The 13,461-nt window shown below is 67.6% G+C and carries 9 protein-coding genes and 1 pseudogene; 8 read left to right on the top strand and 2 right to left on the bottom strand.

What is annotated here, in order from left to right; genetic code table 11:
• Window positions 1–400: 400 nt before the first annotated feature.
• On the bottom strand, window positions 401–1,312 hold the full coding sequence (locus ACIRHA_RS32265; RefSeq protein WP_403853220.1) for a LysR substrate-binding domain-containing protein: 912 nt from the start codon (window positions 1,310–1,312) through the stop codon (window positions 401–403).
• A 171-nt stretch (window positions 1,313–1,483) separates the two neighbouring features.
• On the opposite strand from ACIRHA_RS32265, the gene ACIRHA_RS32260 reads away from it, so the two are divergent.
• The 7 genes from ACIRHA_RS32260 to ACIRHA_RS32230 all read left to right on the top strand — a co-directional run bounded on the left by ACIRHA_RS32260 (window position 1,484) and on the right by ACIRHA_RS32230 (window position 7,799).
• On the top strand, window positions 1,484–2,218 hold the full coding sequence (locus ACIRHA_RS32260) for an SDR family oxidoreductase (protein ID WP_359133221.1): 735 nt from the start codon (window positions 1,484–1,486) through the stop codon (window positions 2,216–2,218).
• A 132-nt stretch (window positions 2,219–2,350) separates the two neighbouring features.
• Complete coding sequence (locus ACIRHA_RS32255) at window positions 2,351–2,974, top strand: NADPH-dependent F420 reductase (protein ID WP_403853217.1); 624 nt, start codon at window positions 2,351–2,353, stop codon at window positions 2,972–2,974.
• Between the two features lie 151 nt (window positions 2,975–3,125).
• Window positions 3,126–4,028, top strand: a complete 903-nt coding sequence (locus ACIRHA_RS32250) for a TIGR03619 family F420-dependent LLM class oxidoreductase (RefSeq protein ID WP_403853215.1) — start codon at window positions 3,126–3,128, stop codon at window positions 4,026–4,028.
• A 92-nt stretch (window positions 4,029–4,120) separates the two neighbouring features.
• On the top strand, window positions 4,121–4,744 hold the full coding sequence (locus ACIRHA_RS32245) for an NADPH-dependent F420 reductase (RefSeq protein WP_403853213.1): 624 nt from the start codon (window positions 4,121–4,123) through the stop codon (window positions 4,742–4,744).
• Window positions 4,745–4,809: 65 nt separating this feature from the next.
• On the top strand, window positions 4,810–5,751 hold the full coding sequence (locus ACIRHA_RS32240; RefSeq protein WP_403853211.1) for an SDR family oxidoreductase: 942 nt from the start codon (window positions 4,810–4,812) through the stop codon (window positions 5,749–5,751).
• A gap of 115 nt (window positions 5,752–5,866) precedes the next feature.
• The gene (locus tag ACIRHA_RS32235; protein WP_403853473.1) at window positions 5,867–6,526 is read left to right on the top strand and encodes an NADPH-dependent F420 reductase; all 660 of its coding nucleotides are present in this window, start codon (window positions 5,867–5,869) and stop codon (window positions 6,524–6,526) included.
• Between the two features lie 139 nt (window positions 6,527–6,665).
• Window positions 6,666–7,799: an epoxide hydrolase family protein gene (locus tag ACIRHA_RS32230; protein ID WP_403853209.1), complete on the top strand. Its 1,134-nt coding sequence runs from the start codon at window positions 6,666–6,668 to the stop codon at window positions 7,797–7,799.
• A gap of 45 nt (window positions 7,800–7,844) precedes the next feature.
• Here ACIRHA_RS32230 and ACIRHA_RS32225 read toward each other — a convergent pair.
• Window positions 7,845–8,027 (bottom strand): annotated as a pseudogene (locus ACIRHA_RS32225) (response regulator transcription factor); the annotation flags it as partial.
• 687 nt (window positions 8,028–8,714) lie between these two features.
• On the opposite strand from ACIRHA_RS32225, the gene ACIRHA_RS32220 reads away from it, so the two are divergent.
• Window positions 8,715–13,367, top strand: a complete 4,653-nt coding sequence (locus ACIRHA_RS32220; RefSeq protein WP_403853207.1) for an alkaline phosphatase family protein — start codon at window positions 8,715–8,717, stop codon at window positions 13,365–13,367.
• The last annotated feature ends 94 nt before the right edge of the window (window positions 13,368–13,461 follow it).

Here is a 13,461-nt window from a genome sequence, read left to right as displayed (position 1 = left end):
CACGCGCTGCGCAGCAGCGTGCCGGCCTCGGCTTCGACTTGCTCGCCGCACCGGGCGCACTGACCCGAATATCGGTTCGTCCGCGCAGGATCGTTCACTGTGCACCTCCCGGGAATGGCATGCGACCACCAAAGACTTGAACCGTCCATCCGGCCGGGCGCGTTGGGGCGTCCTGGGCTGGGTGCCAATCGGAAGGTCCGACGAATACCCGCCCAGGGCGTACGTTCCGCGGCTGCCGGCACCAGAAATCGGCGCCCGCAGGGCGGTTCACGAGCCCGGCCCTGGCCGAACTACTGTCGAGCCGCCTGCTGTGGACCCGCCTATCCCCAGTTGGGGGGGTGCCTCTATGCCGTTCGTCAAGCGAGGGGAGGTCGGGTTCGGCTGTTGTCGGACGAACTGCTCAACCGCGCTGTGCAGCGGCGTCGTTCACCAGCTGCCACATCTCATAGTTTCCGCATTCTGCCGTGATCTCAGCCGTCGCCTGAGCCGCGGCGAAGAAGTCGTCGGCCAGCGGCGAGGTGCGCGACGCTGCCATCGCGACGAACACCTGGTCGGGCGCCAGGTCCAGGACAGGCACGTACTTGATGTCCGGCCGTGAGTAGAACACGGTCTCCGAGCGCCCCACGAACGAGATGCCACGGCCGGCCGCGACGTGCTCGAGCTTCTCCTCCACCCCGCGCACCCGGAGCCCGGAGTCGGGGTGCGGACGCCGGGTGGGCTGCGTGCTCGGGTCGGCATGCCAGATCAGCGGCTCACCGGCCAGGTCCGCCTCGGTGACCTCCTCCTTGCCGGCCAGCCGGTGGCCCGCGGGCAGCGCCACCATGAACGGCTCGGTGTAGAGGGGCATCAGGCGCAGGCCGGTCTCGTCGATGGGCAGCCGCACATAGCCGACGTCGACTCGGCCGTCGAGCAGCATAGGGACCTGGTCGTCCCATTCCATGCGCTGCACGTCCACGACCACGTCCGGATGGCGGCCACCGAACTCTCGGGCCGCGGGGATGACCGGGATCCCAGCCCGAAAACCGACCACCAGCCGCTGGCCATCACGGGCAGCCGCGGTCACCCGGTGCCTGACCGCTTGCGCGGAGGCGAGCAACGGACCGGCGTCGTCCAGGAGTTGGCGGCCCGCGTCCGTCAGCGTGACGCCGTGGCTGTCCCTGGTGAACAGGCGGGCGTCGAGGTCCTGTTCCAGCGCGCGGATCTGCCGGCTGAGCGCCGGCTGCGCGATGTGCAGGTCCTCGGCGGCGCGGCCGAAGTGCAGCCTGTCGGCGACAGCTACGAAGTAGCGCAACTTGCGGAGATCCAGATCCATGAGGCCCTCCCGGTCCGGCAATGCCTTGAGGTTATCACCACGGTCGAAAAGGGTCTTGGACACCCGCTCAGGCCAATGGCATCGTTCATGGGGCCGAGAGAATTCGGTACGTGAATTCGGTACGAGAATTCGGGATCGGTAATTGCTACTCATCAATTCAATGGAGTGATCGTGGGAAAGCTCGATGGCAAGGTAGCAGTAATCACCGGTGGATCCACCGGATTGGCACTGGCCGGGGCCAAGCTCTTCGTCGAGGAAGGAGCGCATGTCTTCATCCAGGCCCGGCGGCAGGAAGCACTGGACGAGGCCGTCGAACTGATCGGCCGCAACGTCACCGCCGTCCAGGGTGACGCGTCCGACCTGGACGACCTGGACCGCTTGTACGACACCGTCAAGCGGGAGAAGGGCTCGATCGACGTGCTGTGGGCCAGTGCCGGGATGGGCGAGCCCGCCATGCTCGGCGAGATCACCGAGGAACAGTTCCACCGCTCCTTCTCGCTCAACGCCCGCGGCACCCTGTTCACCGTGCAGAAGGCACTACCACTGCTCAACGACCACGGGTCGATCTTGATGACCGGATCCAACGCCTCCCTCGGCGCCTTCCCCGGCTGGAGCCTCTACGCGGGAAGCAAGGCGGTCCAGCAGGCCTTTGCCCGTGTCTGGCTCAACGAGCTCCGCGACCGCAAGATCCGGGTGAACGTCCTGACCCCCGGCCAGGTCGGCACGGCCAAGCAGGAAGAGCTGTTCGACGAGGCGACCAGGACCGCATTCGAGTCCCTGATCCCCCGCGGAAAGATGGGCCGCCCCGAGGAGATCGCCACGATCGCCCTGTTCCTCGCCTCCGACGACTCCAGCTACGTCAACGGTCTGGAACTGGTCGCCGACGGCGGCACCACCGCTATCTGAACCACGCACGAATGAGACCGGACCACGAACGAAGAGACCGGACCACGAACGAAGAGACCGGACCACGCACGAACGCGACAGAGCGGCGCCCTGAGAACAGGCGCCCCCGAGCACAGGAAGAGAGCACAGCTCATGAGCAGCATCACCTTCATCGGTGCGGGGAACATGGCCCGCACGATCGGCGCGCTCGCGGTAGCGGGCGGCAACACCGTCGAGATCATGGCGCGCGATCAGTCCAAGGCCGAGGGCCTGGCCAAGACTCTGGGCGGCGGCACGACGACGGGTGAGTGGGGCGCCGTCCCGGCCGGGGACATCGTCATCACGGCCATGTTGTACGACGGGGTCGTTCCGACCGTCGCCCAGTACGGGGACGCCCTCGCGGGCAAGACCATCGTCGATATCAGCAACCCCTTCAACGCCACGGGCGATGGCCTGGCCCACAGCGAGGAGACCTCGATCGCGCAGGAAGTCGCCAAGGTGGCCCCGGCCGACGCCCACGTGTTCAAGGCCTTCAACACCGTCTTCCGTGGCGTTCTGGAGAACGGCCGGCCCGACGTCTTCTTCGCCGGTGACGACCCGCAGGCCAAGGCGGACGTCGCGGCATTCATCGAGAGCCTCGGACTGCGCCCGCTGGACGTCGGCGGCCTGAAGATGGCGCACTGGCTCGAAGGAGCGGGCGTGCTCACGGTAGGCCTGGCCGGTAACGGGATCGGCCACGGGAATTTCGCCCTGGGCGTCAACGAATTTACGGACTGACCCCCGGGACTGGCTGACCAAATAATGGCAAATAGGGCGCTGCGCGCTCTGGCTCATTGGTGGAACCACCGACTCGTCGATTTCAGAAGCCAGAAGCCAGAAGCCAGATGTCAATAGTGGCGAAAGAGTTCGCCCGAGGAGGCGTAACGCAATGCAGCTCGGTTTCGTGATTCCCCTTGTCGGGCCCGCGGTCAGCGACGCCCCCGCCCTGAGCGCTTTCGTCCGCGGACTCGAGGACCTCGGCTACGACACCCTGTGGGTCGGCGATCGCCTGGTCACGCCTGTTGATCTGGGCAACGGCTATCTGGACCGGGGGCCACAGATGGCCCGCTCCTTCGATCCGATGCTGCTGTTGACCGTCGCTGCGGCGGCGACCGACCGGGTGCGCCTGAACACCAGCACGCTCAGCACGTTCTACTACGAACCGCCGCACCTGGCCCGGCAGTTGACCACGCTCGACGTGCTCAGCGGCGGCCGCCTCGGCGTGGGTGTGGGGGTGGGGTGGATGAAGCAGGAGTACGACGTCGCCCGCAGCGCGGACTGGAGCCGGCGCGGCAAGATACTCGATGACATGCTGGCGTTCCTGCGGGCGTGGTGGACGGCCAGTCCCGTGTCCTGGGACAGCGAGTTCTTCACCATGCCACCGGTCCACGCCGACCTCCGTCCGGTCCAGGCGGGCGGGCCGCCCATCTGGATCGGTGGTGCCAGTGAGGCCGCGATGCGCCGGGTCGGCCGCAGCGGGGTCGGCTGGCTCGGGGTCGAAGGGCCGGCGCCCGCCGCGTCGGTCAGTAGTCAGGACGAGGGCGCAGGCCGCCTGTGGTCGATCGCGCGTCGATCGGCGGAGGAGGCCGGCCGCGATCCCGACGCACTCAAGACGGCCATGCGGATCAACCTCGAGCCGGGCACGTCCGTCGACTCGGTCGCGGACCAACTGAAGCGGTACGCCGAATCCGGTGTCGATGAGGCGTACTTCGATGCCTTCACCGTGTTCGCCGGCCTTGACCAGCTGCTCGACTTCGCCGGCCAGGTGATCGAGCGTACCGGCCGGTTGTGACCCCCGAAGAGACGACCGCCGAAGCAACGACGGGCGAAGAAGCGACGGGCGGGCAAGCCGTTCGATTCGGACCAGAGGAAGAGAGTCTCACCATGAGCAGCATCAGTTTCATCGGTCTGGGGGGCATGACCCACGCCATCGCCTCACGTGCGGTAGCGGGCGGTAGCTCCGTCGAACTGATCGGCCGCGACGCCGCCAAGGCCAAGGGCCTGGCCGCCGAGCTCGGCGCCGGGGCCACGGTGGGGACCTTCGGCGCCGTCCCTGTGGGCGACATCGTTGTCCTCGCCGTGCCCTACACCAGCGCCGTGCCGGTCGTCGCCCAGTACGGGGATGCCTTGGCCGGGAAGGTCATCATCGACATCTCCAACACGTTCGACGCCGACGCCACCGGAGTGGTCACTCCCGAGGGCACGTCCGGTGCGCAGGAGATCGCCAAGGCGGCCCCGGCGAGCGCGCACGTCGTGAAGGCGTTCAACACAGTGTTCGGCCATGTCCTGGTCCAGGAGCGTCCGTTGGACGTGCTCTTCGCCGGAGATGACGCACGGACCAAGGCCGACGTGGCGGCGTTCATCGCGAGCCTCGGACTGCGTCCCCTCGACGTCGGCGGCCTGGAGATGGCCCGCTGGCTGGAAGGGATCGGGCCGCTGCTGATGGGCCTGGCCCGGAACGGCGCGGGGACCTTCGACGTCGCCCTCGGCGTCGACCTCCGCGGCTGAGCACACCCGCACCACCGCCCCGCACCACCACTTCGCGCACCACATCACTGACAAGGAGCAGTACCTTGCGTGTCTTCGTCACTGGCGGGACCGGCCATTCCGGTTCGTACATCATCCCCGAACTCGTCGCCGCAGGACACGAGGTCACCGGCCTCGTCCGGTCGGACGCGGCCGCCGCGGCACTGTCCGCGCTCGGCGCGAAGATACGCCGCGGCGACCTCCAGGACCTCGACGGGCTCAAGGAGGCTGCCGCGGACTCCGACGGCGTCATCCACGTCGCGCACCGGCAGGACCTGCTTCCGTCCGGCGGGATGGCCGCCGTGGCCGCCGCGGAGCTCCCGGTCATGCTCGCGTACGGCGAGGCCCTCGCGGGGACCGGTAAGCCGCTGGTCGCGGCGGGGAGCATCGGCTCGCCCGGGACCGGGACGTACCTGGGCCGACCGGGTACCGAGGAAGACCCGGCCCTGCCCGTCGGCGACGAGCACAAAGGCACCCTGCGGGCCCGTAATGTCGTGGAGTCCGCCGTCATCGGACTCGCCGAGCAGAAGGTTCGCTCCTCGGTCGTGCGGATCGCCAACATCATGCACAGCACGACCGATCGTGGCTTTCTCCCCATGTTGATCGCGCTCGCGAAGGAGAAGGGCTTCGCCGGCTACCCCGGAGACGGCGCGAACCGGTGGAACGCCGTGCCCGCCCGCGATGTCGCCTCCCTGTTCCGTCTGGCGCTGGAGAAGGGCCTGGCCGGCAGCTACTGGCACGCGGTCGAGGACGGGGGCATCCCGTTCCGCGAGATCGCCGAGGCCATCGGCAGCCGCCTGGGCCTGCCCGCCGTGAGCGTTCCCCTGGACGAGCTGATCCTGCCGGCACATTTCGGGTTCCTTACGAACGTCGTCACGCAGAGCTACCCGACGTCCAACCTCATCACCCGCCGGACCCTCGGCTGGGAACCGGCTCAGCCCCGCCTCCTCGCCGATCTGGACAACGGCCACTACTTCCCCGCTGGCTGACAGCAGGGGACCCGGGTCACGACGAGTCCGGCGCATGGCAAGAACGAGGCTCTGACGACGGGGCTGACATACAAGGACAAGGCTCTTCCGGAAGGACGCCGAGAACATGACGACTGTGGGATTCATCGGAAGCGGATCCATCGGCAGCACCATCGCGCGGCTCGCCGTCGAGGCCGGACATCAGGTCGTGCTCAGCAACTCGCGCGGTCCCGGGACGCTCGCGGACACGGTCGCGAGACTGGGTCCGGGAGCCTCCGCGGCGACGAGCGAGGAAGCCGCGGCGGCCGGTGACATCGTCGTGGTCACGGTGCCGGTCACGGCCTTCCCCGACCTTCCCGCCGCGCCACTGGTGGGAAAGACGGTCATCGACACGTGCAACTACGGCCCCGAGCGTGACGGGCACATCCCCGAGCTCGACAGCGGGTCGCTCACCTCGAGCGAACTGCTGCTGCGCCACGTCCCGGACGCCGGACTCGTGAAGGCGTTCAACACCATCTACTTCAAGCATCTGCTGTCACTCGCCCGCCTGGCGGGGGCGGCCGACCGGTCGTATCTGCCGATCGCCGCGGACTCGGCGCCGGCGAAGGCGGCGGTCACCGACTTCATCGACTCCATCGGGTACGGCGTGGTGGACGCGGGACCGCTGGCCGACAGCTGGCGGCAGGCGACGGGCACACCGGTGTGGGGCAGCCCTTATGGGCCGTACTCGAACGAGAAGGGGCGGCCCGCCGGCGACGACGTCATCCGCGCGGCACTGGCCACCGCCACGCGGTGACCGCAAGTCGGCGCGGGCGCCGGCGACGGCGTCGACCAGGTCCAGGCGCTGTCGCACGATCAGCACGTGAGCACGATCAGCACGTGAACACGTGAGCACGACCAGCACATGAACACGTGAGCACGACCAGGAGAGGCACATGACCGACCACCCGCCGCTGATCGCCGTGACCGATGCGGAACTTGAAGACCTGCGCGCGCGGCTGCGCGCCACCCGGTGGGCCACCGGGTGGCCCGTCGATGGTTGGGAAGCGGGCGCCGACACCACTGAGGTGCGCCGCCTGGCGGAGTACTGGGCCACAGGCTATGACTGGCGCACCCACGAGGCGCGGATCAACGCCCTGCCGCACCACACGGCCGTCATCGGCGGCACGCCCGTCCATTACCTCCGGTTCGACGGCGAGCGACCGGGCGCCCTCCCGATCGTGCTGACCCACGGCTGGCCCAGCACCTTCCTGGAGCTCACCGACCTCGCCCGGCGTCTCGCGGAGCCGTCGAAGCACGGCGGCGACGCGACCGACGCGTTCACGGTCGTCGTCCCCTCGCTGCCCGGCTACGCGTTCTCGCCGCAACGCCCGGACCTCCCGCCGACGCTCCAGACCCACCAGATCTGGCACCGGCTCATGCGGGACGAGTTGGGCTTCGACCGGTACGCCGCCCACGGCGGGGACCTGGGCGCGGGGATCACCTCGCGTCTGGGTGAGGCCTACCCGGAGTCGCTGGCCGGCATCCACCTGCTCGCCGTCGCCGCCCCCCAGGAGTACGACGCCGCCGGCCTCACCCTGGACGAACAGGCCTACCTCGACCAGGTCGCCAACTGGAGCGCGGAGGAGGGCGGTTACCAGCACCAGCAGAACACCCGGCCCCTCACCCTGGCCCACGCGCTGTCCGACTCTCCGACCGGACTGCTGGCCTGGATCGTGGAGAAGTACCGCGCCTGGAGCGACTCGGGCGGCGACCTGTCGTCCCGGTTCACCGACGACTTCGTCCTCACCCAGGCGTCCCTGTACTGGTTCACCGGCACGATCTCGACGTCGTTCCGGCCCTACTACGAGTACGCCCGCGGCCTGACCCGGCGCGTCGAGAAGGTCGAAGTACCCACCGCCGTCGCCGTCTTCCCCGCAGACCTCACCCGGCCCCCGCGCTCCTGGGCCGAACGCACCTACAACATCACCCGGTACACGTCGATGCCGCGCGGCGGACACTTCGCCGCCCACGAAGAGCCAGGATTGCTCGCCGACGACATCACCGAGTTCTTCCGCCAACTGCGCTGAGACCGGCCCGGCAGCAGTCCAGGAGAGGGCCGGCCGCCCCTCAGGTCACCAGACCGCTGCGTAGGCGTGGACCACCGCCTGCGCACGGTCCCGCAGGCCGAGCTTGGTCACGATGCACGACACGTACGTCTTGACGGTCTCCGGGCTGATCACCAGCGTCGCGGCGACCTCATCGTTCGACAGGCCGTTGGCGATCAGGCGCAGCACCTCGAGCTCGCGCGGCGTCAGTGCGCCTGCCGAAAACTCCATCCGCGCAATTCAGGCCGTATGTAGGTCTGTTCGACTACCGGTGGGGGCTGATGCAGGTCTGGGTGACAGAGTCGGCACGAAGCTTCTGCGGACGGTATGACCTATGCCGCTGAAGCAGGATTGGCCACGGCGACCGGACAGATGGCAGCTTGGTCACCGCAGTTCGCCAGGCACCCCGGGCGCCTTCGCACACCCCGGTCCCGTGGGGTCTATCGGGATATGCGCCTGCGTCCTACGCTGGCGGGGCTGCCCGAGACCCCGGCCGATGTGGGAAATGCACCGGCTCGGCAGGTCGATGAGCCGGCGCTGTCGAACGAGCGGGGTGTGCTGACCGCGCCTGCGGAAATCGGGGACCTGACGGTGGCCGGGCCGAGGTGATGGCCGGCCGCCGGCGCGCATGACGAACCTCCCCCATCGGGCGGTTGCGCGTGGCGTGGAGCAGGGGGCGCCGATTGAGGCCGAGGTCCCCATGCGGGATGCCAACTCTCAAGCGGATTGCTCCAGGCCGGACTCCTCCACGTGCGCCGAACACGTCGGATCCGTCGCCACGCACTGATCTTGGACACCTTCGCTCGGCTCCGCGCCACACGCTCTGAAATTGATCAGCTAGCTCCCATACGGCCCTGTACGGATGCACTGCTCGTGGATGCGCGACAAGGAGCCACCATGCCAGTACTGACTGACGTCAGCATCACCTTCGACACCCGCGACGACGACAAGGACACCGACACTGTCGTCCACGTGTTCGTCAAGAACCGGCAGAGCACCACCGCCACCCCCGAGCAGGACTCCACCTTCATCTCGAACCGGCTCGCCTACCAGCGGTACCTCCCAACCGGCGACCTCCACGACAACGGCAACAACCCCTACCTGGCCTCCGGCATCGGCCTGGCGCCCTCGCAGACCTTTTCCGACCACTCGTCGCACACCTTCAGCCTCGCGCTGCGGCCTGGTCCGATCGGCCTGGACGAGATCGTGCTGCCGGTCGTCAACATCCACATCCAGCCGAACGGCAACGACCGGTGGATCTTCAGCTACAGCGTCAAGTTCACCTTCGACGACGGCAGCAGCTTCGCGTTCTCCTCGGACTTCCTGAGTCCGGGGATCATCCTGGACCAGGACAACCTCAACTACTCCAACATCTGCTCGGAGAACCCGCTGGTTCCGTCACCGGTGCTGAACAAGCCGGCCTCCACAGCGATGTTGCACAGCGTCACGCTGGACATCGCGACGCACGACGACGACAAGGACGACGACACCCGACTCAATGTGTTCATCGGCAACCGGGTGAACAGCTCGAACCTCCAGCGCATCGTCGACGCCCAGGACATCTTCTCGGGCCAGCACTTCGACGACCCGAGCACGAAGTCCATCACCTGGACGGTCGGCCCCGCCACGCCGGAGATCGCACCGATCGCCATGGCCGACATCGTGCTGCCGGTGATCGCCATCCGCGTCTTCCCGAACGGGCACGACCGGTGGATCTTCAACTACCGGCTGACCTTCACGTTCACCGACCCCGCCAACGCCGACCAGAAGGGCCTGGTCTTCTCCACCACGACGGACGGGGTCATCCTGGATCAGGACAACACCGTGTCCTTCAGCGTCTACCAAGGCCCGTCGTTTCCCACCGTCACGCCACCGACGGCGCCTGTGCTGTCCAGCCGCCCGATCGACCACACCGACACCGGGAAGCCCAAACTCATCCCGGTCTCCCTGCTGCAAGCGAAGCTCGACGAGTTCATCAACAACCGCAATGACACCGACACCAGCCACTTTCCACCGTTGCGGAAGGTCCGACTGGACAACTCGGGCAGCTTCAACGGCGTCACACTGCCGGAGAGTTATCTGGACGTACGGTCGATCACCGCCGTGCAAGGGGGCGTCGCCTACGTCAGCAGCCCGACAAGCCTCGGCCAGCTGGTGACCACGCTGAACATCGACAACGTCTACTTCAACACGATCAACAGCGCCTCCCTGACGGCCCACATCGACCCGACGGACCCGGCACCCCTCACCATCGCCCTGAAGTTCGACACCACAAGCAGCGACAATGAGCTGGTCACCGCACTGTTGGGGGGCGTGGACTTCCTCGACTTCGAGATCAGGCTGCGGCTGACCCTCGGCGTCACGCACCGGGTGAACCGGTTCGGCGTCGCCCAGAGCATGGTCGACCTGATGACGTGGATCCCCGACATGAAGAACATGACGGTCACCGAGGAACCTTCCGGCGGAGAGTTCCCCAACTTCCACTACGTCGGGACCTTCCTCGGGCAACCCGTCGACCTGGTCACCCCCAACGGCAACATCAACAAGGTCTTCGGCGAGCAGGTCGTGCAAGTGCACCTGACGACCGACAGCACTTTCGACCCGGGGGGAACGGTACGCCAGCGCATCCGCGACCAGATCCTCAGCAGGCTGGGCAAGTCCGATCCCATCACCGGGGACAGCCCACGTGACGGCATCAATGCGCTGGTGACGAGCCTGCTGCTCGGCGGCACCGCGGACGACGAGCGCAACATCGACGGCAACAACACCGTGCTCGACTCGATCGGCTTCGAGGGTGACAACCTCGTCATCCGCTACACCGGGGCCCCCAACGGGTTCGTGCCGCAGACGCCGGAGAACTTCCCGGCCGACTGGGACTTCTCGCCCGGGGCACTGACGAACATCGACCACATCGTGGTGCTGATGATGGAGAACCGGTCCTTCGACCACATGCTCGGCTACCTGAGTCTGCCGGTCTCCCAGGGCGGCGCGGGACGCACCGACATCGACGGGCTCAAGGGCGGCGAGTCCAACCCCTTCAACGGCAAGACCTACCCATCCTTCCCGCTCACCAGCACCTTCTTCTCACCGGACCCGCCCCACGGCCACGAGCCGACGCACCGTGCGATCAACGGCGGCCTGATGGACGGGTTCGTACGGAGCTGGGCCGAAGAGTACGGCCCCGAGCAGGCCGCGCAGATCATGGGCCACCACACCGCCGACACGGTGCCGATCTACGACGCCCTCGCGCGCGACTTCGCCGTCGGCCACCGCTGGTTCGCCAGCCATCCCGGCCCCACCTTCGTCAACCGCTTCTACGAGCTGACCGGCAGGCCGAACGTCAGCAGCCGCGGATTCTGGGAGTTCCACGACTCCAGCCCGATCAAGCCGGCCTTCACCGAGACGATCCTCGACCACCTGTCCGACACGATCGACCCGGCGACCGGGCGGCCTGTCACCTGGACCTATTTCGAGCAGGGGTACTGCTTCCTACGGTTCTTCGAGAAGTACACCTTCGACGCCGAGCACATCGTCACCCTCGACGACGCCGACCGCGGCTTCCTCGCCCTGGCCAAGTCCGGCAACCTGCCGAGCGTGTCGTTCGTCGAGCCGCACTTCATCGAGCTGCCTCCGGACGCCAACGCCGACGGCCCGGTCGCCGACGTCAAGGACGGCCAGGCCTTCGTCCAGAAGATCGTGGACGCTGTGGTCGCGAGCCCCGCGTGGGACAGCACCCTGCTGCTGGTGATGTACGACGAGCACGGCGGGTTCTACGACCACGTGCCGCCGGCGGCCGCGCTCCGGGTCTCGCCGGACTTGCCCGTCGACACGCACGGCGTCCGTGTCCCGGCGTTCGTTGTCTCGCCGTGGATGGCTCCCGGTGCCGTCTTCGGACACGACGGCACCGATGTCTCGACCCCAACCCACCGGGGCGACTTGCACTTCGACCACACCTCGGTCCCCAAGACGATCGCGCGCCGCTTCCTGAGCGCGAATCCGCCCTACCTGGGTGCCCGCTACGCCGCAGCCAATGACCTGTCCGCGGTGCTCGGCACTCAGCGGCAAAAGCACCAATTCCGGCCGTTCATCCCCCACCACTTCCAGTTCGGAGCCACCCAGACCACGCTCGGCCCGAAAGACGGCATCTCCGCCGCCAAGGCCTCGGTGTGGCAGCTCGCGAGCGACGGGACTGCGGGGCAGGAGTTCTCCTTCGAACAGGCCGGCGACTCGGTGTACATCCGCAGCCGGGCCAGCAACCTCTACCTGACGGTGGACAGCCCGGCCGGCGCCTCGATGCCAACGCCGACGCCGAACCAGGCTCCGCCGGGTGTCATCGAGGACGTCAAGTACATCCCCGGTCCGCCGTCGGCGAGCACGGGTCCGATCATCAACTCGTCCGGAGACGCGCGCCAGAAGTGGCTGCTTCGTCCGGTGGCCCTCCCCGACTCCGCCAACGACCTGTTCGTGATCCAGAGTCTCGCGGTCCCCGGCGCGCTCCTTCAACCGGTCGACCCGACCCAGCCCGGTCCGGTGGTGCTGCGCGCCAATCCCCTTGCCGGCGGCCTGGACCCCCAGCCGGCCTGGAGGGTTACCAGTCCGCTGCTCGGCGTCTTCCCGCTCGGCTCTTCGATCTCGGTGGCCCGCAACCAGGACGGGCGACTGGAGTTCTTCGGCATCGACGACGCCGGCAACCTCTGGAACACCCATGAACGAACCGCCAGCGGAGACCTCGTGCGCTGGACGATCCTCGATCAGGGGCCCGGATGGCGGTCCGTCACCGCGGCCGGCAACCAGGACGGGCGCATCGAGCTCTTCGCCATCCACGGGTCGGGCACCGTCACTCGCCGCGCGCAGGCCACCCCCAACGCCAGCACCTACACCCAGCCCCAACGGTTCGACGGATCCTTCGCCACAGCGGCCGCCGCCACCGACCAGTGGGGTGGCCTGCACCTCTACGCCAACCTCAGCACCGGGCACCTCCAACACCGCTGGCAGGACTCCCTCAACGACGACAGCGCGACGACCGGATGGTTCACCCCATGGACCCAACTCAGTGGTGCGGCGACTCGCATGACCGTAAGGACCGGCAGCGACGGGCGCGCCGTTCTCATCGGGATCACTGAGGGGGGAACGCTCTTCCAACGCAAGATGAACGTCCCGAACGCTCAGACCGAGAGCGAGTGGGGCGCGATGATCCCGCTGGACGGGCTGTTCGAGGCCGTCGAGATGGCCCTGAACAACGACGGACGCCTTGTCCTCTTCGGCGTCGACTCCGAAGGTCAGCTCTTCCAGCGCATCGAGACGACCCCCCACAGCGCCGGCTGGGGACCATGGATGTTGCTCCCGACGCAATTCGAGGGGAAAACCCTGCGGATACGACACGTCGGCGCCGAGAGGAACGGATCGCGCGAAAGAATGGAACTCTACGCCGTCGACGACACGGGGATGCTCTACCGCACCAAGCAGCTCGCCCCCAGCAGCAACACCTGGAGTGCCTGGGGCATCCTCAACTTCCACCTGCGCCCCACTCTCACGTCCGCACGAGCGTGAACGGGCGACCCTCTTAACCTCGATCTTTCATGGTGGGCTGTCGGCGGAGTCGGTAGGCCATTTCATTGCCGACGACCGTAGTTGGGCAGGCTGT

Origin of the sequence: Streptomyces sp. NPDC102360, assembly GCF_044766085.1 — a bacterium.
Taxonomy (GTDB): Bacteria; Actinomycetota; Actinomycetes; order Streptomycetales; family Streptomycetaceae; genus Streptomyces.
Note: the sequence above shows the minus strand (reverse complement) of the source record. Positions and strands in the feature narration are given on the sequence as shown.

Coding starts and splice junctions, on each gene's coding strand:
- ACIRHA_RS32255 (WP_403853217.1), top strand. CDS start 2,351: ATGAGCAGCATCACCTTCATCGGTGCGGGGAACATGGCCCGCACGATC.
- ACIRHA_RS32230 (WP_403853209.1), top strand. CDS start 6,666: ATGACCGACCACCCGCCGCTGATCGCCGTGACCGATGCGGAACTTGAA.
- ACIRHA_RS32245 (WP_403853213.1), top strand. CDS start 4,121: ATGAGCAGCATCAGTTTCATCGGTCTGGGGGGCATGACCCACGCCATC.
- ACIRHA_RS32220 (WP_403853207.1), top strand. CDS start 8,715: ATGCCAGTACTGACTGACGTCAGCATCACCTTCGACACCCGCGACGAC.
- ACIRHA_RS32265 (WP_403853220.1), bottom strand. CDS start 1,312: ATGGATCTGGATCTCCGCAAGTTGCGCTACTTCGTAGCTGTCGCCGAC.
- ACIRHA_RS32250 (WP_403853215.1), top strand. CDS start 3,126: ATGCAGCTCGGTTTCGTGATTCCCCTTGTCGGGCCCGCGGTCAGCGAC.